The organism is Phenylobacterium sp., from assembly GCF_030697925.1.
GTDB lineage: Bacteria > Pseudomonadota > Alphaproteobacteria > Caulobacterales > Caulobacteraceae > Phenylobacterium.
In genome coordinates this window covers 1-20,550 of the sequence record NZ_JAUYOJ010000168.1, presented here as the reverse complement: position 1 = coordinate 20,550, position 20,550 = coordinate 1, and the positions used below count along the sequence as shown (strand labels likewise).

Sequence of the window (20,550 nt, the reverse complement as noted above, 5' to 3'; positions counted from 1 at the left end):
GTCGTTGAAATAGCTTTCGGGCAACATACGCGCCCTGCCCACCTTTGAAAGATTGACCTCGCGTCAAGGATTTCAGGGTCTTATCGCCCCCTGAAACGGGCTGTCAGGGACGCGGCGCATGGCCAAGGCGATATACCAGCGAAACCAGAAGGTCTGGGTCGAGAGCGTCGGCGCCTGGGCGGTGATCGAGAAGATCGTCCCCATCTGGGCCAAGGGTTTCGACGAGCCGGTCAAGGTCACCTACGATGTCGGCCTGGGCCGCGAGTTCTCCGCCCACGAGCTGAAGCCGGAGCAGGAGAGCGATCGCGAGGCGCTCACTGAGGACGGCGCGCGCTGGCGGCTGCTGCGCGCCAACAACAAATGGCAGACCGACCAGGAGACCCGCAACCACCCCTTCCCCGGAACCTATCCGGTGGTGGTCACCGATCCCAACGACTGGGGCGGCTGGCGGGTGCCGGGCGCGGAGTACGACCGCGATCCGCACAAGATCGAATTCCAGGCGCGGCTGATCGCCAACGCGCCCCGGCTGCTGAGCCTGGCGCGGCAAGTGGTGAAGATCGTCGACGAGAGCAACGGCGACGCCCCGAACGAGCTGACGCAGGTGGCCGACGACATCCTGAAGCTGGAACGTTACCTGCTCGAGATTCCGGCGGGTGCGGACAGCGGCGGCGATCAGGCCGAGGTCGACGCCGCTTGAGGATTTGACGCGGTCCCGCTCGCCCTCGGCGTGCAGATCGCCTAAATCCTTCTGATGCGCACAGAGACCCCTCAGCCGATCCGGCTCTCCGAGTATCGTCCGCCCGCCTTCCTGATCGACGAGGTTCGCCTGGACTTCGATCTGGCGCCCAACGCCACCCGCGTGAAGGCCAGGCTGAGCATCCGCCGCAACGGCGAGCACACCGACCCGCTGGTCCTGAACGGCGAGCGCCTGAAGCCGGTCTCCGTGGCGATCGACGGCAAGGCCCTGGGCGACGGCGAGCGGACGATTGACGCCGAGTTCCTGACCGTGCCGAACGTGCCGGACGCCTTCGTCCTGGAGACCGAGGTCGAGATTGATCCCGAGGCCAACAAGGCGCTGGACGGCCTCTACATGTCCGGCGGCCGGTTCTGCACCCAGTGCGAGGCCGAGGGCTTCCGCAAGATCACCTGGTATCCGGACCGCCCCGACGTGCTGTCCCGCTTCACGGTGCGCATCGAGGCCGACAAGGCGTTCCGCCACCTCCTCTCCAACGGCAACCTGATGGAGTCCGGCGCCCTGCCGAACGGCCGTCATTTCGCCGTCTGGAACGATCCATTCCCAAAGCCCTGCTACCTGTTCGCCCTGGTGGCCGGGGAATTGGACGTGCTGGAGGACAAGCTCGTCACCATGAGCGGGCGCACGGTGGACCTGCGCATCTTCGTTGATCCCGGCATGGCGCCCCGCGCGGCCTACGCCATGGGCGCCTTGAAGCGCTCGATGACATGGGACGAGGAGGCGTTCGGTCGGGAGTACGACCTCGACCTGTTCATGATCGTCGCTGTCCGCGACTTCAATTTCGGGGCGATGGAGAACAAGGGGCTGAACATCTTCAACTCCTCGCTGCTGCTGGCCGAGCCCGCCACCGCCACCGACATGGACTACGAGCGCATTGAGAGCGTCGTGGCCCACGAATATTTCCACAACTGGACCGGCGACCGGATCACGTGCCGCGACTGGTTCCAGCTCTGCCTGAAGGAGGGCCTGACGGTGTTCCGCGACCAGAGCTTCTCGGCCGACATGCGCGGAGCGGCGGTTCAGCGGATCAAGGACGTGAGGGCCTTGCGCGCGCGCCAGTTCCCGGAGGACCAGGGGCCGCTGGCCCATCCGGTGCGGCCGTCGACCTATCTGAAGATCGACAACTTCTACACCGCCACGATCTACGAGAAGGGCGCTGAGGTCATCCGCATGCTCAAGACCCTGATCGGCGCCGAGGCGTTCCGAAAGGGCATGGACCTCTACTTCGACCGCTGGGACGGCCACGCCACCACGGTGGAGGAATTCATCCGCTGTTTCGCCGAGGTGTCGGGCCGCGACCTCTCGGCCTTCTTCGCCTGGTATGAACAGGCCGGCACGCCGAAGCTTGACCTCAAGCACCACTATGACGCCGACGCCCGCACCCTGGAGTTGGAACTCTCCCAGGAAACCGCCCCGACCCCGGGCCAGCCGGACAAGCACCCCCTACCCACGCCCGTCACAGTGGGCCTGCTGGACGCCGAGGGCCGGACCCTGGCCTTCGAGCGCGACGGCGAAGCGGTCGACGAAACCGTGGTCGTGCTGGAGGGCGCTCGGACCAAGGTGACCCTGACCGGGATCGATTCCGCGCCCGTGGTCTCGGCCCTGCGCGGATTCTCTGCTCCCGTGACGCTCACCACCGACGCCGATCCCAAGGACCGCTACGTCCAGCTCGCCGCCGACCCCGACCTGTTCAACCGCTGGGAGGCCGGCCAGGACCTGGCCCGCGCCTTGATCGTGGCCCGCGCCACCGGGGCGGCCGACGAGGTCGGCGAGGAACGCTTCGCCCACGCGCTCGGTCGGTCCCTGGACGACCAGGCCGCCGATCCGGCCTTCAAGGCCCTGATGCTGGCCCTGCCCAGCGAGTCGGATTTGGCCCTGGCGCTGCAGCCCTCCGACCCCGCGGCTATCCACGAGGCCCGCGAGGCCCTGCGCCAGCGCCTCTCGGTGCATCTAGCCGAGGACCTGAAGCGGTTGCATATCGGCCTGCAAGAACTTGGGGAGTTCTCCCCCGACGCCGCCAGCGCCGGCCGCCGCGCGCTGCGCAACGCCGCCCTGGACCTGCTGGCCGCCAATCCGCGCTCCGAGGTGGCCGAGCTGGCGGACGGCCACTACCGCGCCGCGGCCAATATGACCGACGCCATCGGCGGACTCTCGGCCTTGATGCTGATCGGCGGCGAAGCCTATGAGGCAGCCCTGGCCGACTTCTTCGAAAGCTGGAAATCCGAACCCCTGGTGGTCGACAAATGGTTCGCCTTGCAGGCCCGCGATCCCGACGAAGGCGCATTGGGCCGGGTGCTGGGCCTCACCGCTCATCCGGCTTTCGACGAGAAGAATCCCAACCGGCTGCGGGCCCTGGTCTCGACCTTCGCCAATTTCAATCCGGCCCGCTTCCACGATCCCAGCGGCGCCGGTTACCGCTTCCTGGCCGACCAGATCCTGGCCGTCGACGGGTTCAACCCCATGACCGCGGCGCGCCTGGTCGATCCCCTGGGCGGATGGCGCCGGTACAAGCCAGAGTTGGGCGCCCTGATGAAACGGGAACTCGCCAGGATTGCGGGGACGGAAGGGCTTTCCAAGAACGTCTACGAACTTGTCAGCAAGGCCCTCGCTGATTAGGCAAGTCATCTAGCTGACATTGAGCACCGTTCGTTGCCGGCGCGCGAATCTTGTCGTTAATTCCGGGACTTCGCCGTATTCCCGGGCCAGGAAGGAGACAGCCAGCCAATGTCCGTCTCGCTGAACCGGTTGCGGTTCCTGATCATCGACGACAACGCCCACGCCATCAACCTGGTGAAGGCGATGCTGCGCGGCTTCGGCTGCGAGCAGCTCTACGACGCCCAGACCATCGAGGGCGCCAAGCAGCGAATGAAGGCCACCCCGGCCGACATCGTCATCCTCGACTACATGATGGGCGCGGAGGAAGGCGTCACCTTCGCTCGCTGGCTGCGCAACGACAGCGACAGCCCCAACCAATTCACGCCGATCATCATGCTGACCGGCCACGCCGACCGCGACCGGGTGATGGCGGCGCGCGACGCGGGCGTGAACGAATTCTGCGTCAAGCCGGTAACCCCGGCCGACCTGATGAAGCGCATCCTCTGGGTCATCGACCACGCCCGCCCCTTCGTCCGCAGCGGCGCCTATTTCGGCCCCGACCGCCGCCGCCGCGACGATCCGAAATACACTGGGCCCGAGCGTCGCGCGGACCGCCAGCGCAAAACCTGACCTGATCGCGAGATCAAACCTTCATCTGTGACGGAATGACTCCCGTGACGCCTCGCCCGCGCCCGCGTAGACTCGGGTTTCGGGGGTGACTCGACCTTGGGTGAGGAGCGGACGGGCGTTGGCCAGACGCGGGGGCGGAGACGTGGCTGAGTCGAAGCCGCGCCGAAAGGCCAACGACACGACGCCAGGATTGCGCCCGCCGCCCGGACAGAGCTTCATTCGCATCGCCATCCTCTCGACCCTGCTGCTGCTGGCCGTCTACACGGCCTTCGCCATCGCCAGGATCACCCGCGAGCCCCAGGCCTCCACGGTGACCAACGCCGCGCTCGCGGGCCAGGCGGAGGCCCTGGCCGCACGCGTCGACGCCGAGGGCGTGGCCCTGCGCGGCGGTGTCCTGACGGCCCGCGAGACCCTGCGGCGCTATGCGCCGGCGCCGATCGAAGCCGCCGAGGCGGGACTGGTCACGGCCGGCGGGGCCGCCGCCGCCATCGCCGTCGTCTCCGACGAGGAGGTCGTCGCCATCGCCGGCGCGGCCGGGGACGTCGACTGGCGGGCCCTGGCGCTCGCCGCCGAGCGCTCGGGCCGCGACGTCTGGGCCGGGGTCACCGACCAGGCGGCTCCGAGGCTGGCCGTCGCCGCGCCCAGCGTCACCGCCAAGGGCCGCCGCTGGATCATCGTGGTGGGCGACCCCGCCCGCCTACGCGGCCTGCTGACCCAGGAACCGCCCCAAGCCCTGGCGACGCCCCAAGGCCGCATCGTCGTCGCCACCGGTCCCGCGGGCCTGGCCCAGGCCCGCGACGTCAACGAAGCCTTCGCCCTGGCGCCGGCCGAGCTGAAGACGAGCCGCGGTCTGACCCGCGCCCAGCGGCCCGACGGGGCGCACCTGGACCTGGCCGTCCATCGCGCCTTGGGCGGCGGCCTGCTGGCCATGGCCTCCGCCCCCTCCGGCCCCTCGGAACGGCGCACGACGCTCGAACAACTCGCCTGGCTGCTGGCGCCCCTGGGCGTGGCCTTCCTGCTGGGCATCCTGCTGCTGCAGCAGAGCCGCAAGGTGGAGAACGCGCAGCAGGCCTTCATCGATTCCGAGCAGCGCTTCCGGCTGGCGGTCGAGGCCGCGCGCTGCGGCATCTGGGAGTGGGATCTCGCCACCGACCAGATGTACATGTCGGACGTAACCGGAGCGATCTTCGGCTGGGGCGGCGGCGGCATCGTCCCGGGCCAGGACGTGCTGGACCGCGTTTCCCCCGACCACCGCGAGCGGGTCCGCCAGGCGCTCTCCACCGCCGCCGTCTATGGCGGCTTCGACGTGTCGTTTCGCGTGCCCTCGCCCCAGGGTGGGCGGCCGATCTGGATCGACGCGCGGGGACAGGCCTTCGGCGAACCCGACCGGGACGGCTATTCGCGGATCATCGGGGTGGCGCTGGACGTCACCGAGGAGCGCATCGCCCAGGCCCGCGCCCAGGCCGCCGAGAACCGCCTGCGCGACGCCATCGAGAGCGTGTCGGAAGCCTTCGTGCTCTGGGACCGCCAGGGGCGGCTGCTGCTCTGCAACCAGAACTATCGCAGCTTTTTCTCCATCGAGCCGCGGCTGCTGAAGCCCGGCGCGCTGCGCGACGAGGTGAGCCGCATCGCCCAGCTCGCGATCAAGCAGGAGATGGAATCCCCCGATGGCCGCAAAGGCGTGCGCGAGGCCGAACTGAACGACGGGCGTTGGATTCAGATCTCCGAGCGGCGCACCGCCGAGGGCGGCCTGGTCATGACCGCTTCGGACATCACCGCCATCAAGACCCAGGAAGAGGCCCGCCGCCTCAACGAGGAGCAGCTCCAGAAGGCGGTGGTCGGGCTCGAACGCAGCCAGGAACAGCTCTCGGAACTGGCCCGCAAGTACGAGATGGAGAAGGTTCGCGCCGAGGGGGCCAACAAGGCCAAGAGCGAGTTCCTGGCCAATATGAGCCACGAACTGCGCACCCCGCTGAACGCCATCAACGGCTTCTCCGAGATCATGGTCGCCGAGATGTTCGGGGCGCTGGGGGACCAGCGCTACAAGGGCTACGCCCAAGACATCCTGTCCTCCGGCCAGCACCTGCTCGCCCTGATCAACGACATCCTCGACATGTCGAAGATCGAGGCTGGCAAGATGACGCTGAAGTTCGAGCCCCTGGCCCTGGAAGAAGTCTCCGAGGACGCCGTGCGCCTGGTGCGCAATCGCGCCGAGGCGGCCGGCCTGACGCTGACAGTCGAGTTCCCGCCGCACCTGCCGGAGGTGGAGGCCGACTATCGCGCGGTCAAGCAGGTGCTGCTCAACCTGCTCTCGAACGCCATCAAATTCACCCCTCGCGGCGGCCAGGTGACGGTCCGCGCAGAGGGCCGCCTGGATCCCCTGGGCGAGCGCATCCGGGTGACCGTGCAGGACACCGGCATCGGCATCGCGCAGGACGACCTGGCCCGGCTGGCGCGGCCCTTCGAGCAGGTGGAGAACCAGCACTCCAAGACCACCCAGGGCACGGGCCTCGGCCTGGCGCTCACCAAGTCGCTGGTGGAGATGCACGGCGGGACCCTGGACCTGCAGAGCGCGCCCGGCGAGGGCACCCAGGTCAGCTTCTCCCTGCCGATCCGCCAGGCCGGCCTGGCCGCCGCCAATGCCGCGGGGTTCGTCGCCGCCTAGGGTTCCGGCGGCCGACTGGGCTCGCGATCACGTATCTGGCGGCCCGGACCCGCCTCAGGCCGGGATTCGGCCAGACCGGCGGCCAGGCGGGCGCGTTCGGCGGGCGGTAGACCGGCGGCGAAGTCGATGATGCGGCTCTCCACCCCGGCGCGCACCTGCGTCTCCTGAACCCGCGCCATATCGAGCTTCCGTTTGGCGGCTGCGGCGTCGAAAGGCTCGGCAGCGAGACCGCGCCAGGCTTCCGCGCGGGCGGCCTGGACGGCGAGCATTCCGGCGCGGACCTCGCCGGCCTCGCCCCGCAAAAGGCGGCGATAGGCGCGGCGCTGCTCGGGCGGCAGTTCGTTGGCCGCCGCCCACAGGGGTTGGCCGCCCCGGGCCATCATGGCCGGGCGCTGGTGATGGACCCTCTGGCCCACCACCAGCCCGCCGACCACGGCGCCGATCAGGAAGACGTTCACCGCCAGGGAAATGAACAGGATGACGGCCAGGGTCCGGCGGCTCATCAGGCGCCCTCCCCCGTCACGGCGGCGGTGAAGTCGTCATAGCCGGCCAGCGCGGCGCTGACCGCTTCGTCTGGCTGCGACTCGTCATAGAGGACAACACCCACGGCGAGGCCGGCGGCGCAGGCGGCGGCGAGCCCCGCGCTCAGGCCCGCGCCCCAGAACCAGGCGGCCAGGGGGCTCCGGCGGCGGGCGCCGGGCGCGGCGGCGATCACTCGCTCACGCAGGTCATGGGTCACGGCCATTGGGGCCCAGGCGTCCAGCGCCAGGTCGAGCGTCGCGGCGCGCGCCAGCACGCCCTGGGCCAAGACCGGCTGGGCGATCATCAGGGCCGCGGCGGCCTCGCGCTCGGCGGCGGGCCAGCGGGCGACGTCGCCGCCATGGGCCTCCGCGAGAGTTTCGAACCGTTCAGGGGTCATGCAGGGCGCCTCATGGTTCGACCATATCCGCGAGCGCCGCGCGCAGGGCGCGCCGGCCGCGGGATAATAGGCTCTCCAGGGCCTCGACGCTCACGCCCATCAGGGCCGCGGCCTCGATATTGGAGACCTCCTGGTAGTGGCAGAGGCTGACGGCCTCCCGCTGGCGATCCGGCAGGGCGGCCATGGCCGCGGCGACCCGGCGGCCGACATCGCGCGCCTGCAAACCCCGGTCCGGCCCCGGCCCGTCGTCCGCGCGGTCCGGCAGATGGTCCATGGCCACCTCGCGACGGCGGCGCAGGCGGTCGTAGCAGAGATTTAGCGCCACCCGGTGCAGCCAGGTGTCGAACCTGGCCCCGCTGGGCTGCCAGCTTCCCGCCTGCTTCCAGGCGCGCACGAAGGTCTCCTGGGCCACATCCTCGGCCTCGGCGCTCTCGCCCAACATTCGTCCGGCCAGCGCCAGCAGTCGCGGCAGCTTTCGGGCCACGAGGCTGCGGATCGCGGCGGGATCGCCCGCCGCCACCCGCGCCAGCAGCGCCTCGTCGCCATCGCCTGGGTCCAAGCCTCACCTCGCCTCGCGGCGGCCTATGGTCCTCAACCTGCGTCACGGCCCCGGTTCTGGCGCAAGGTGAGAATCTCGCCCTTGCTCAGCCAGCCATCCTTGTTGGTGTCGCCGCGGTCGAAGCGGAACTTCGCGGCGGCTTCCATCTCCGAGCGGGTGATGGCGCCGTCGTTGTTGGCGTCGAGCCTATCCCACATCCGCTCGCCGCGCCCCTCCTTGCCGGCGGCCATGCCGGCCGGCGGTTTCAGCTCGGCGCGGGCGATCTTGCCGTCCTTGTTGGCGTCGAACCGGGACAGCATGGCGTCGGCCTGGCTCTTGCGGAATTCGGCCAGGGTGACCCTGCCATCGTGGTCCAGGTCGGGGTTGGGCCGCTGGCCCATCTGGGCCTGGGCGGAGCCCGCCAGGCAGAGGGCCGCGGCGGCGATGATCAAGCGCTTCATACGAAAATCCTTCCGGGCGTCTTGTCCGCGCCCATCCGTCTAACGTCCCTGGCCCGGTTTTCCGTCGATCAAGGTTGCACGATGATTTCATAAGCTCCGCGGGCGGCAGTGCGGGCGGTGTCGAGCCTGCCCTTCAACGCCCGGAAGTCGCGCGCGCCGCCGGCCCTGGCCAGCAGGGCGCGGAACGCCTTCGGCTCCTCCTCCGGATCGGCGTTGTCGCTGAGCGCCACCTTGAGCAGTTGGGTCAGGTCCTGCTGCAATTTCCAGGCTTTCCGCAGGTCGGCCAGGGCCCGGGCGGGAGCCAGCTCCGCGGCGTCGGCCAGGGCGCCGGCGGTGTTCTGGTTCAGCGGTCCGCCCGAGGCGGCATGGGCCAGTTGCAGGAACTGGGCGGCGAACTCGATGTCGACCAGGCCGCCGGGCGACAGCTTCAGGTCCCATCCGCCCTTGGGAGGCCGCTCGCGCTCCAGAAGTTCGCGCATCTCCCGGACGTCGGCGGCGGTGCGGGCCACGTCGCGCGGGCGACGCAGGGCTGCAGTGATCGCCGCCTCCGCGTCGCCCGCGAAACCGGGTGAGGTCGCCCAGACCACCCGGGCGCGGGTAAGCGCCATCAGCTCCCAGGTCTCGGCCTCGCGGTCGTAATACTCCTCGAAGGCCGCGAAACTGACCGCCACCGGCCCCTTGGTGCCGGAGGGGCGCAGCTGCATGTCCACCTCGTAGAGCTCGCCCTCCCCGGTCGGCGTCGACAGGGCCGCGATCAGCCGCTGGGTGAAGCGGCCGTAGAAGACGTCGGCGCTCCAGTCCTTGATCATCGAGACCGAACCCGGTTCGCGGGCGCGGTAGAGGGTCATCAGGTCGAGATCGGACCCGGCGCTCATCTCCTTCGAGCCGCACTTGCCCAAAGCGATCACCGCCACGTCGCCCTCGAAGGCGCCGCCCAGCCGCTCGGCCTCGGCCAGGGCGGCGGGCGCCAGGACCTCGATGCAGATGTCGGCCAGGTCGGCGAAGGCGCGCCCGGCGGTCTCGGCGGTGGCCGCCCCGCTCATCACCTGGACGCCGACCCGGAAGGCCTGTTCGCGATGCACCCGGCGCACGGCGTCCATGACGCCCTCGAACCCGTCGGCGCGTGAGACGGCGGCGGCCATGGCGCTGCGGTCCTCCTCCCGGTCGAGATCGGCGAAGAAGGCGCCGTCCAGCAGAGCGTCCAGCGCCGCCGGACGCCGGGCGAGCGTGTTGGCCAGCCGCGGCGCGAAGGCCATGACCTGGACCATCAGTTCGAACAGCCTGGGCTGGGCCAGGAACAGCGACTGGAGCTGCACCCCCGATGACAGCTTGGAGAAGAAGTCCTCGAACCGGGCGAACGCCGTGTCGGGGGCGCCGGTGGCTTGGGCGGCGTCCAGCAGGCGCGGGGCCAGCCGGGTGAAGAGTTCGCGGCCCCGCTCGGTGCGGGTGGCCGGGATGTGGCCATGGTGCCAGCCGCGGATGGTCTGGGCGATCCGCGAGGGATTGGAGAACCCCATCCGCGCCAAGGTGTCCAGGGTTTCCGGATCGTCGTCGACGCCGGTGAACACCAGACTGCCGAACTTCGAGGAGAGTTGCTCTTCCTCCGGGAAGAGCTCGCCATAGCGGCGGTTGACGGTCTTCAGGATGCGCTCGACCGAGGCGTCGAAGCTACGCACCCGGTCGAAGCCGGCCAAGGCGCCTACCCGCTTGCGCTCGCTGTCGGACTCCGGGAGCCGGTGGGTCTGCTCGTCGGCCAACATCTGGATGCGGTGCTCGATGGCGCGAAGCCGCTCATAGGCCTGGGTCAGCTCGCCAGCCGTCTGGGCGGTGACATGTCCCGCCGCCGCCAGGGCCGCGAGGGCGTCCAGGGTGCGCGGCGAGCGCAGCTCGGGATGACGGCCGCCCAGGATCAGCTGCTGGGTCTGGACGTAGAACTCGATCTCACGGATGCCGCCCCGACCCAGCTTCAGGTCGACCCCCTTGGCGGTCAGGCGCTCGTCGACCTTGTGGACGTGGATCTGGCGCTTGATCGAATGGATGTCGGCGATGGCGGCGAAGTCGAGGTTCTTGCGCCAGATGAAGGGCGCCAGCTCCTTGAGGAAGGCTCGGCCCCGCGCCAGATCTCCCGCCGCCGCCCGGGCCTTGATGAAGGCCGCCCTCTCCCAGTTCTGGCCGACGCTCTCATAGTAGTCGAAGGCCGCCGCCGCCGGGATGGCCGGCGGGGTCGAGGACGGGTCCGGGCGCAGGCGCAGGTCGACGCGGAAGACGTAGCCGTCGGCGGTCTTCTCGTGCATCAGTTCCGCCAGCCGCTGGATCAGGCGCACGGCGAAGGCCTGGGTCTCGGTCCCCTCAGCCAGGGGCAGGGCCTCCGGCTCGTAGAAGACCGAGATGTCGATATCGCTGGAATAGTTCAGCTCGTAGGCGCCGTGCTTGCCCATGGCGATGCAGAACCAGCCGGGGACCGGGCCCTCGTGGCCCTGGCCAATACGGGTCAGCCGGCCGGCCTCCAGTTCGCCGCGCGCCGCGACCGTGAGCGCCGCGGCCAGGGCGGCGTCGGCGAACCGCGTCAGGGCCCCTGTGACCGCGTCCAGGTCCCAGAGCCCGCCCAGGTCGGCGAGCGCGATCAGCAGATGGGCCTCGGCCTTCAGCACCCGCAGCCCGGTCTTGGCGCTGTCCCAGTCGGCGGTGGAAAGGGCGGCGGTGCGGTCCAGCAGGTCCGCGAATCCGGCGTCGGGATCTGAGGCCAGCACCGCGCGCAGACGGCCGGGATCACGGCGGGCGAGGCTGGTCAGATAGGGCGAGGCGCCGAACACCGGGGCGAGCGCCGGCCAGGCGACCTCCAGCTCGCCGGTCCAGCCGTCACGGCCGGCGGCCTCGGCCAAGACGTTGCGCGCGCGCTCCGCCGCCTTGGGATCGGCCACCGGTCCGCAAGGCGTCATGCGCGGCCCCAGGGGGCCGCCGGGGCGATTTTGCTCCAAGCCGATGCTCACCGAGACATTCCGACTAGCCGAAGCGGAGATCCCAGGCACAGATACGCCACGTTCACCCAAGGGAGGGGTCCAGAGGTGCGTATTGTCGAGCTTCTCACGCTGCCATTCCTGTCGCGCGGTTCCGATGCGGCCCTGTTGCTTATGCGGCTGATGGTCGGTTCGTTCCTGATCTTCGGGGTCTGGGACAACATCGCAAGCGCCGAACGCATGGCGGAGTTCGAGCTGTTCCTGGGCAAGTTCGGCTTTCCGGCGCCCGTGCTGATGGCGCCGCTCTCGGTCTGGGCCCAGTTCGCCTGCGGCCTGGCCTTCATTCTGGGCTTCGCCACCCGGTGGGCAGGCCTGGTCTGCGCTTTCAACTTCCTGGTCGCCATCGCCATGGTCGACCATCATCAAGGGATTCGCGGGTCTTTCCCGTCCGCCTGCCTGGTGGTCATCGGCCTCTACCTGGCGACCCATGGACCCGGCCGGCTGGCCCTGGATAGGCTGATCGCGCCGCGCACCTTGGGAACTCGATAGCGGCGCGCCCCGGCTTGGGCGTTGATGGGCCCATGACATCGCTCCACCGCCTGATCACCCTGACGCCCCTTCGCGGCGGCCATCATCTCGTCCTGTTGTTGATCCGGCTGCTGGTGGGCGGTTTCCTGATCGTTTCGGCGGCGCCCTACGGCTTCCAGACCGGGAAGCTGGCCGAGTTCGCCGCCTTCATGAGCAAGCATGGCTTCGTCGCGGCGCACCTGCTGGCGCCGCTGTCCGTCTGGGCCATGCTGCTGGCCAGCCTGGCCCTGATCGCCGGCCTCGCCACGGGCTGGGCGGGCCTGGTCGTGGCGTTCAACTTCGTGGTGGCCATCGTCATGGTCGATCGCTTCCAGGGGATCGACGGGTCCTTCCCGTCGGCGAGCCTGGTCGCCATGGGCCTGTTGCTGGCCGCGGCCGGACCCGGCGGCTACGCCCTCGACGCCTGGATCGCCAGGCGCGCCTAGGCGGCGCGGGGCAGGATCAGGGCCACGCGCAGGCCGGGGCCCATCTCGCCGACCTTGCCCGGTCCCTCGGCCAGCTCCAGGCGGCCGCCGTGGGCCTCGGCCACTGCGGCCACCAGCGAGAGCCCCAGGCCCGAGCCCGGCTCGCTGCGGCTGTTCTCCAGGCGTACGAAGCGCTCGACCACCCGTTCGCGGTCCCCGTCGGGAACGCCCGGGCCGGTGTCGGTAACCGAATACTCCACCTCGCCCGAGGAGCGGCGGCGCACCCGCAGCATTATCGCCCCGCCCGAGGGCGTGTACTTCACCGCGTTGTCCAGGATGTTGGCTAGGGCCTGGGCCAGGAACTCACGGTTGCCGCGCACCTGCAGGTCGACGGCGAATTCGGCGGCGAAGTCGAGCCCCTTGTCCTCGCAGACCGGCTCATAGAGTTCGGCCATGTCGCCGCCCAGTTCGGCGGGGTCGAAAACGTTCTGGTCGGGAGCCTGGCCTGCCGCCTGCAACCGGGCGATGGAGAGCACCGCCCCGAAGGTCTTCAGCACGCCGTCGGTGTCCTCCAGGGCCTGGGCCAGGGCTTCCTCGGCGTTGCCCTTGCCGGCCTCCACGTCGAGATAGGCGGTCTCCAGCCGCGCCCGCAGGCGGGTGAGCGGGGAGCGCAGGTCGTGGGCGATGGCGTCGCCGGCGTGGCGGTGGCCGGCCATGGAGCGCTCCAACCGGTCCAGCATCTCGTTGAGCCCCTCGGCCAGTTCGTCGAACTCGTCGCGGGTTCCCCGAACTTGGGCGCGGGCCTCCAGGTCGCCATTGCGCACGGCGGTCACCACGTCGGCGAGGCCGGCCATGCTGCGGCTGACATTGCGGCTGACCAGCAGGCCGCCCAGCAGGCCCAGCACGATGACCAGGGCGCCAGCCCCCCACAGCGCCCGGACGATCTTCAGGACATAGGCCTGGTCCTCGCTGATGTCGGCGCCGACGAACAGGATCTCGCCGTCGCGCAGCTGCTCCTGGAAGCCGCGCGCCGGATGCTTACGCTCACGGCCGTTCACATCGATGTCGGTGACCGAGAAGCTGGCTCGCGCAGGCGCGCCGGTGAACTCCTCGACCGGCGACTCCTCGATGGAGCCGGAGATCCGCTTCCCGTCCTTGGTCATCAGCAGATAGAGGAACGGCCGCTCGCTGGCCGCCCGCTCGATCAGCGATTGGTTCAGCACATTGGCCCCGCCGCGCTCATAGGCGGCCTGCAGGGCGCGCATCTCGCGGCCGATGTCCTCGTCCGTGCGCCGCGTCGCCTCCCCGGCGGTGGCCAGGTAGATATAGGCTAGGAAGGCGCTGGCCGCCGCGGCGAACAGCGCCAAGAACAGCAGAGTCAGCCGGAACGGCGTGGTGCGGAAAAGCCTGGGCAGGCGCATGGGCCCGGCCGGCCCTTAGGGGTCGAGGCGGTAGCCCGCCCCGCGCACCGTCTGCAGCATCGGCTTGTCGAAGCCCTTGTCGATCTTCGAGCGCAGGCGGGAGATGTGCACATCGATGACATTGGTCTGGGGATCGAAGTGGTACTCCCAGACCTTCTCCAGCAGCATGGTGCGGGTCACCGACTGGCCGGCGTGGCGCATCATGAATTCCAGCAGCTGGAACTCGCGCGGCTGCAGATCGATCTCCTTGCCCTGGCGGTGCACGGCACGGCCGATCAGGTCCATCTCCAGCTCGCCGACCCGCAGCAGGGTCTGGACCGAGCCGGTCTCGCGGCGCCGCGACAGCGCCTCGACCCGCGCGATCAGCTCGGCGAAGGCGTAGGGCTTGACCAGGTAGTCGTCGCCGCCGGCCTTCAGGCCATCGACACGGTCGGTGATTTCGCCTAGCGCCGATAGGAACAGCACCGGGGTCTGGTCGCCCTCGCGGCGGATGGTCTGGACCATGGTGACCCCATCCATCCGCGGCATCATCCGGTCGACGATCATCACGTCGAACTCGCCGCCGCGGGTGGCGGCGAGGCCGTCCTCGCCGTCCGGAGCACGGACGCATTCGTGGCCCGCCTCAGTCAGGCCGCGATCCATGACTTCGGCCGCTTCGAGGTCGTCTTCGACAATCAGGATGCGCATCGACTCAGTCCCCCGAACCTCATCCCACCTAACCGGAAATCTTCAGCGGCAGGAAGGACGTGCGACCACCGCGATGGACGCCGACCAGCACGCTGGGACGGCCGGCCTTCTTGGCGATGTCGACCTGGGCCGAGAATTCCGAAGCGCTGCCCACCGGCAGGCCGCCGGCCTGGACGATGATGTCGTCCTTGCGCAGGCCGCGCTGGGCGGCGTCGGACGACTGGTCGACCCGGTCGATCAGCACGCCGCGCAGGCCCGGATCGAGGTTCAGGCGTTTGCGCGCGGCGTCGTCCAGGGGGGCGAGGGCGAGGCCCAGCACCACCGGACGCTGGACCTGGGGCGTGGCGCCGTCGGCCCCGCCGCGGTTGGCGCCGCCAGGGGTGTTGTCGTTGGCGGCCAGCTCGCGCTCAGTCGGCCGCACGCCGGAGCGGATCTCGACGATCTTGCGCTTTCCGCCGCGCAGGACGTCGAGGCGCAGGACGTCGCCGGCCTGGGCCTTAGCCACTTCGCGAGTCAGTTCCGAGGAGCTCTTCACATTGACGCCGTTCACCGCGGTGACGATGTCGCCCGACTGCAGGCCGCCCCGCTCGGACGGACCGCCCGGCGTGACATTGGCCACGATGGCGCCGCGCTGGGCCCCCAAACCTTGGGCCTCCGCCATCTCGGCGGTGAAATTCTGGATCGAGGCGCCGATATAGCCCCGGGTGATCTTGCCGCCGGCGATCAGCTGCTTGGTGATGGCGTCGGCCACCTCGGCGGGGATGGCGAAGCCAATGCCCACCGAACCGCCGGAGGGCGAGAAGATCGCGGTGTTGACCCCGATCACCCGGCCATAGACGTCGAAGGTCGGGCCGCCGGAATTGCCCCGGTTGATGGGGGCGTCGATCTGGATGTAGTCGACGAAGGTCTCGCCGATATCGCGGCCATAGGCCGAGATGATCCCGGCCGTGGCGGTGCCGCCCAGGCCGAAGGGGTTGCCCACCGTGATCACCCAGTCGCCGACCCGCGGCTTGGCGGCGTTCTCGAAGTTCACATAGGGGAAGCCCGCGCCCTTGACCTTGAGCACGGCCAGGTCGGTGCCCTCGTCGCGCCCGACCACCACGGCGTCCAGCTCGCGCTCATCCTTGAGCACGACCTTGATCTCCTTGGCGTTCTCCACGACGTGGTTGTTGGTGACGATGTAGCCGTCAGCCGAGATGAAGAATCCAGATCCTGAAGAGAGCTGCGGCGGCAGGCGCGGCTGGCCGCGGCCCGGTTGACCGGGTTGCGCCGGCTGGCCCGGCTGGGCGTCGTCATCATCTCCGCCCCCGCCGCCCGGCGGCTGGCCGCGCGGCACGACGTCGAAGGGGAAGTTCTCGAAGCCGGGGATGCGGCGCAGGGCGGCCGGATCGGCCTCCGAGGTCACGTTGATCGAGACCACCGCCGGCGAGACCTTGTCGAAAATGTCCGCGAACGAGATCGGCGCGCCCGGCGGCGGGGCGAAGATCGGAGCTGTGGAGGCGCGGATCAGCAGGCCCTCGTTCCCCGCGCCCGGAGCACGGTCGCTGAAGCCCGCGCCGGCCAGGGCGGCGGTGGCGACGCCGACGCCGGCCAGGGCGCCGATGAGGTAGCCGGTCTTCTTCGAGGTCATAAGCCTTCAATTTCCCTGTGGGAGCGAGCCGCACATATTATGCGCCCGTCCCGAACAACCTAGGTTCGATGCCAAAGAGCGCAACGTCTCTCAAGTTACGTTTAGGTCACGCTCCAAGCTTCATAGCGTCCGATGTTGGGCGCAACTTTGTCATGCCGGCTCGTCGTCAGACAGGCGCGCCAGGCGCGCGGCCTCATCCTGCGACAGTTCGGCCTCGGCCCCGCGGGTCCGAAACCCCCGGACCAGCAGCAGCAAACCCAAGCCCACCACCAGGAACGGCGCGCCCCACAGCGCCGCGTTGCCCCAGGAGAAGGCCGGTTTCAGCAGCACGAACTCGCCATAGCGGCCGGTGAGATGATCGCGAACCTCCTCGTCGCTCATCCCCGCCTTCACCTCGTCGCGCACCAGGCGGCGCAGGTCGGCGGCCAGTTCGGAGTTGGAATCGTCGATGGACTCGTTCTGGCAGACCAGGCAGCGGACTTCGCGGAAGATGGCGCGGGCCCGGGCCTCCTGGGCCGGATCGGCCAGCCGCTCGGCCGGGTCGGAAGCCGCGGCCAGGCAGAACACCGCCGCCACGATGGCCAGGGCCCGTCTCACGCCCTCGCCTCCTTCGCGCCGACCGCCATCCGCAGACGGCGGTCAGACAGCGAGACCAGGCCGCCCAGGGCCATGATCGCCGGGCCGATGAAGATCAGCAGCGCCCAGGGGTTCCAATAGGCCCGCACCAGCCAGACCGGACCATCGGGGCCGGGCCGGCGCTCGCCCAGGACCACATAGAGATGGCTGACCCCGCGAGTGCAGATAGCCACTTCCGAGGTGGTCTGGCCGCCCGTGGGATAGAAGCGCCGCTCCGGGCGCGGCTCGCAGACCAGGGCGTCGGCCTTGGTCGCGCGCAGATAGCCGCGCTCGGCGTCGTAGTTGGGGCCTTCGACTCCGCGGACCCCGTCCAGCACCAGCTGATAGGCGCCCACGTCGAGGCGACCGCCGATGGGGATGGCCTCGGCCGACTCCAGCTTCCAACCCGTCTCGAAACAGGCCCCCAGCACAAAAACGCCCAGGCCGAGGTGGGCGAGGGTCATGCCCCAGGCGCCGCGCGGCAGGCCGATGAGGCGCCGCCAGGTCTCGGTCATCGGTCCCCGGAACGCCCGGGTGCGCTCGGCGAGCTCGACGAAGGCGCCGACCACCAGCCAGGCGCCCATGGCGATCCCCGCCGAGGCGAAGGCCTTGTGCGGGCTGACCAGGGCGAAGGCCGCAAGGCCGCAGGCGAAAGCGATCAGCACGGCGACCCACAGGCGCTGGGCCACGCCGCGCGCGTCGCCCCGCTTCCAGGCCAGCAGCGGGCCGGCCGGCAGCAGGATGACTAGGGCCGCCATCAGCGGCGTGAAGGTCAGGTTGAAGAACGGCGGGCCAACCGAGATCGCCTCTCCGGTCGCCGCCTCGCGGATCAGCGGATAGAGAGTGCCCAGCAGCACGGTCGCGGTGGCCGCCGCCAGCAGGATGTTGTTGAGGACCAGGGCGCTCTCGCGACTGACCGGGGCGAACACGCCGCCGGGACTGAGCGCCGGAGCCCGCCAGGCGAACAGGGCGAAGGCCGCCCCGGCGGTGACGCCGAGTATGATCAGCAGCAGGGCGCCGCGCGTCGGGTCGACGGCGAAGGCGTGGACCGAGGTCAGGACGCCGGAGCGCACCAGGAAGGCGCCCAGCATGGAGAAGGTGAAGGCCGCGAGCGCCAGAAACACCGACCAGCCGGCCAGGGCGCCGCGCTTCTCGGTGACGATGGCCGAATGCAGCAGTGCCGTGGCCACCAGCCAGGGCATGAAGGAGGCGTTCTCCACCGGGTCCCAGAACCACCAGCCGCCCCAGCCCAGCTCATAATAGGCCCAGAAGGCGCCCAGCGTGATGCCGACGGTGAGCGCGCTCCAGGCCACGAGCGTCCAGGGCCGCACCCAGCGGGCCCAGGCCGCGTCGACCCGGCCCTCGATCAGGGCGGCCACGGCGAAGGAGAACACCACCGAGAGCCCGACATAGCCGAGGTAGAGCATGGGCGGGTGGAAGGCGAGCGCCGGGTCCTGCAGCAGCGGATTGAGCGAGCGGCCCTCGATGGGAGGCGCGTCCAGCCGGGCGAAGGGGTTGGAGGCCAGGACGGTATAGGCCAGGAACACCACGCCCAGCACGCCCTGAACCGCCACGGTCAGGGTCTTCAGCCCATCCGGCAGACCGCGGCCGAGCCCGGCCACCGCCGCGCCGCATCCGGTCAGCGCCAGGCACCACAGCAGCATGGAGCCCTCGTGGCTGCCCCAGGTCCCGGCGATCCGGTAGAGCAGCGGCTTGTCGCTATGGGAGTTGGCCGCGACATTGGCCACCGAGAAGTCCGAGGTCACGAAGGCGTACATCAGGGCCGCGAAGGCCAGGGCCAGCCCCGCGAAGGCGGCCAGCGCCGCGCCCTCCCCCGCCCCGGCCAGGACCCGCGAGCGCTTCACGCGCGCGGCGGCCGACAGCATGGCCTGGACCAGCGAGAGCGCCAGGGCCAGCACGAGGGAGAAAGCCCCGATCTCGACGATCATTCGCCGTCCTTGGCGTAGGCCGGCGGCGGCGCGCCCTCGCCGCGCCACTCGCCCTGTTCCTTCAGGGCCTTGGAGATCTCGCGCGGCATGTATTTCTCGTCGTGCTTGGCCAGAACCTGCTTGGCCTCGAAGCCGCCGTCGGCGCGGAAGGCGCCGGTGGCCACGATCCCCTGGCCCTCGCGGAACAGATCGGGCAGGTCGCCGGAATAGGTCACGCGGGTGGTCGCGGTGCGATCGGAGACGGTGAACTCCACCCGCCCGTCGGGATGCTTGACCACGCTGCCGGTCTGGACGAGGCCGCCCAGCTGGATCGAACGGCCCGGCGGCGGCTTGGCCTCGATGGCCTGGGAAGGGGTGTAGAAATAGGAGATCGAGTCCCGCAGGCCCCAGAGGGTCAGGCCCACGGCGAGCGCCAGCACCGGAGCGATGGCCGCCACCAGGGTCAGGCGACGCCGCGCCTTGGGCGACTTGGGCAGCCAGCCGCTCATGGCGCGACCTTACCCATGGGCGCGGTCTTCGCGGCGATTTCCAGCGCCTTGACGATTTCCGGACGGTCGGCGTAGCGCGCGCGCGCCTTGGCGAGCGCGGTGTCGCGCTCGCTGTCCATGCCCAGCACGGCGTAGGAGCGGACCAGCCGCACCCAACCCTGCGGATCCTCCGGCGAGGCCTCCAACCGGGCCGCCAGCCCCTCAACCATGCCACGGATGGCGGCCATGTCGCCGGTGGCGGCGGGCGGCGCGCCCTGCGCCTGCGCGATGGCGGCCTCCACGGCGGCGCGACGGGGGTCGCTCTGGGGAAGCTCGGACGCCAGAGCCTTCCAGTCGGCGAGGCCGCCGTCGCGGTCGCCGGCGGCGATGCGACCGCGGGCCAGGTGAAAGCGCGAGATCACCGAGGCCGGATCGCGCTTCAGGGCCTCGGCGAAGGCGCGCTGCGCGGGGGGCGTGACCTCCCCGCCGGCCTCGATCATCAGCACCTCGCCCAGGCCCTCCCAGAGGTCGACCCGCTGGGGCGCGAGCTCGATGGCGCGGCGCAGGGCGCGGATGGCGCCGCTGGGATTTTCGGCGGCGATCTCCGCCTTGGCCAGGAAGCCGTAGGCCTCCGCGTCGGGGCCGCGCTCGGCGATCAGCGCCTTCAGCACGGCGGCCATCTGCGGCGCAGTCAGCATGGCCGGGTCCAGGGCGCGCCAGGCGGCGATCCGTCCACGGAACGGCTGGTCCGGCAGGCCGGGCGCGCCGACAGCCAGATAGAGGCCCAGCGCGGCGAAGGGCGCCAGCAGGGCGGCCACCAACACCGGCCGGCGATATTGCGTCTGGGCGGTCCAGGGCGGCGCGGCGGCGTCGGCGGCCGACAACAGACGCCGGGCGGCCTCGGCGTGGGCGCTTTTGCGCTCCTCGTCAGCGATCAGGCCACGCCCCGCCAAGTCGTCGATCTCGCGGAGCTGCCGCCGATAGACCGCGCTCGTCGGGTCCACGGACCCGGCGCGATGGGCCGCGCGGGCGGCGTTCTGCAGGATGAGGCCGGCCGCGGCGGCGGAAAGCACGCCGGCGACCACCCAGAAGGCGATCATCAGGCGCGTTTATCTGAAACGGCGGGCTTGTTCTAGGTAGCGGTGACCATTTAGCTATTTGAGCCACAGCATGATGGCGGCGAGGGTGACGAAGCCCATGAAGGTGGACGCGAGCTTGTCGTATCGGGTTGCGATGCGCCGGAAGTGCTTGATGCGGCTGAAGAAGCGTT

The 20,550-nt window shown here is 70.1% G+C and carries 18 protein-coding genes and 1 pseudogene; 6 read left to right on the top strand and 13 right to left on the bottom strand.

Going from position 1 to position 20,550, the window contains the following annotated elements:
* The first annotated feature begins 118 nt into the window (after positions 1-118).
* The 4 genes from Q8Q88_RS15840 to Q8Q88_RS15825 all read left to right on the top strand — a co-directional run bounded on the left by Q8Q88_RS15840 (position 119) and on the right by Q8Q88_RS15825 (position 6,644).
* On the top strand, positions 119-697 hold the full coding sequence (locus Q8Q88_RS15840) for a hypothetical protein (protein WP_305676151.1): 579 nt from the start codon (positions 119-121) through the stop codon (positions 695-697).
* Between the two features lie 54 nt (positions 698-751).
* On the top strand, positions 752-3,370 hold the full coding sequence (gene pepN / locus Q8Q88_RS15835; RefSeq protein WP_305676150.1) for an aminopeptidase N: 2,619 nt from the start codon (positions 752-754) through the stop codon (positions 3,368-3,370).
* 108 nt (positions 3,371-3,478) lie between these two features.
* Positions 3,479-3,979: a response regulator gene (locus tag Q8Q88_RS15830; protein WP_305676149.1), complete on the top strand. Its 501-nt coding sequence runs from the start codon at positions 3,479-3,481 to the stop codon at positions 3,977-3,979.
* A gap of 142 nt (positions 3,980-4,121) precedes the next feature.
* Positions 4,122-6,644 carry an ATP-binding protein gene (locus tag Q8Q88_RS15825; protein ID WP_305676148.1) on the top strand — a complete coding sequence of 841 codons (2,523 nt, stop codon included), beginning with the start codon at positions 4,122-4,124 and terminating at the stop codon, positions 6,642-6,644.
* Here the strand turns inward: Q8Q88_RS15825 and Q8Q88_RS15820 are convergent.
* The 5 genes from Q8Q88_RS15820 to Q8Q88_RS15800 form a co-directional block, all read right to left on the bottom strand.
* Positions 6,641-7,147, bottom strand: coding sequence for a periplasmic heavy metal sensor (locus Q8Q88_RS15820; RefSeq protein ID WP_305676147.1), 507 nt, complete (start codon positions 7,145-7,147; stop codon positions 6,641-6,643). The genes Q8Q88_RS15825 and Q8Q88_RS15820 overlap by 4 nt on opposite strands.
* Positions 7,147-7,563: a hypothetical protein gene (locus Q8Q88_RS15815; RefSeq protein WP_305676146.1), complete on the bottom strand. Its 417-nt coding sequence runs from the start codon at positions 7,561-7,563 to the stop codon at positions 7,147-7,149. Before Q8Q88_RS15815 ends, Q8Q88_RS15820 begins: the two co-directional genes overlap by 1 nt.
* A gap of 10 nt (positions 7,564-7,573) precedes the next feature.
* Positions 7,574-8,122: an RNA polymerase sigma factor gene (locus Q8Q88_RS15810; protein WP_305676145.1), complete on the bottom strand. Its 549-nt coding sequence runs from the start codon at positions 8,120-8,122 to the stop codon at positions 7,574-7,576.
* Between the two features lie 32 nt (positions 8,123-8,154).
* Positions 8,155-8,562, bottom strand: coding sequence for an EF-hand domain-containing protein (locus Q8Q88_RS15805; RefSeq protein ID WP_305676144.1), 408 nt, complete (start codon positions 8,560-8,562; stop codon positions 8,155-8,157).
* Positions 8,563-8,630: 68 nt separating this feature from the next.
* On the bottom strand, positions 8,631-11,501 hold the full coding sequence (locus Q8Q88_RS15800) for a bifunctional [glutamine synthetase] adenylyltransferase/[glutamine synthetase]-adenylyl-L-tyrosine phosphorylase (protein WP_305676177.1): 2,871 nt from the start codon (positions 11,499-11,501) through the stop codon (positions 8,631-8,633).
* Positions 11,502-11,627: 126 nt separating this feature from the next.
* On the opposite strand from Q8Q88_RS15800, the gene Q8Q88_RS15795 reads away from it, so the two are divergent.
* Entirely contained in the window at positions 11,628-12,068 is a 441-nt protein-coding gene (locus Q8Q88_RS15795; protein WP_305676143.1) for a DoxX family protein, read from the top strand.
* Between the two features lie 32 nt (positions 12,069-12,100).
* A complete protein-coding gene (locus Q8Q88_RS15790; RefSeq protein WP_305676142.1) occupies positions 12,101-12,532 on the top strand; it encodes a DoxX family protein in 432 nt (143 codons plus the stop codon).
* Here the strand turns inward: Q8Q88_RS15790 and Q8Q88_RS15785 are convergent.
* From Q8Q88_RS15785 to Q8Q88_RS15750, 8 genes and pseudogenes are all read right to left on the bottom strand, one after another.
* A complete protein-coding gene (locus Q8Q88_RS15785) occupies positions 12,529-13,932 on the bottom strand; it encodes a HAMP domain-containing sensor histidine kinase (RefSeq protein WP_305676141.1) in 1,404 nt (467 codons plus the stop codon). The genes Q8Q88_RS15790 and Q8Q88_RS15785 overlap by 4 nt on opposite strands.
* A 15-nt stretch (positions 13,933-13,947) precedes the next feature.
* Positions 13,948-14,619 carry a response regulator transcription factor gene (locus Q8Q88_RS15780; protein ID WP_305676140.1) on the bottom strand — a complete coding sequence of 224 codons (672 nt, stop codon included), beginning with the start codon at positions 14,617-14,619 and terminating at the stop codon, positions 13,948-13,950.
* A gap of 28 nt (positions 14,620-14,647) precedes the next feature.
* Positions 14,648-16,249 (bottom strand): Do family serine endopeptidase, encoded by a 1,602-nt coding sequence (locus tag Q8Q88_RS15775; protein ID WP_305676139.1) that lies wholly within the window; start codon positions 16,247-16,249, stop codon positions 14,648-14,650.
* A gap of 150 nt (positions 16,250-16,399) precedes the next feature.
* Positions 16,400-16,846: a cytochrome c-type biogenesis protein gene (locus Q8Q88_RS15770; RefSeq protein ID WP_305676138.1), complete on the bottom strand. Its 447-nt coding sequence runs from the start codon at positions 16,844-16,846 to the stop codon at positions 16,400-16,402.
* Positions 16,843-18,813: a heme lyase CcmF/NrfE family subunit gene (locus Q8Q88_RS15765; RefSeq protein ID WP_305676137.1), complete on the bottom strand. Its 1,971-nt coding sequence runs from the start codon at positions 18,811-18,813 to the stop codon at positions 16,843-16,845. The genes Q8Q88_RS15770 and Q8Q88_RS15765 overlap by 4 nt, the downstream gene beginning before the upstream one ends.
* A complete protein-coding gene (gene ccmE / locus Q8Q88_RS15760; RefSeq protein WP_305676136.1) occupies positions 18,810-19,301 on the bottom strand; it encodes a cytochrome c maturation protein CcmE in 492 nt (163 codons plus the stop codon). Before ccmE ends, Q8Q88_RS15765 begins: the two co-directional genes overlap by 4 nt.
* Positions 19,298-20,380 (bottom strand): c-type cytochrome biogenesis protein CcmI, encoded by a 1,083-nt coding sequence (gene ccmI / locus Q8Q88_RS15755; protein ID WP_305676135.1) that lies wholly within the window; start codon positions 20,378-20,380, stop codon positions 19,298-19,300. Before ccmI ends, ccmE begins: the two co-directional genes overlap by 4 nt.
* Before the next feature lie 54 nt (positions 20,381-20,434).
* Positions 20,435-20,550 (bottom strand): annotated as a pseudogene (locus tag Q8Q88_RS15750) (IS5/IS1182 family transposase); the annotation flags it as partial.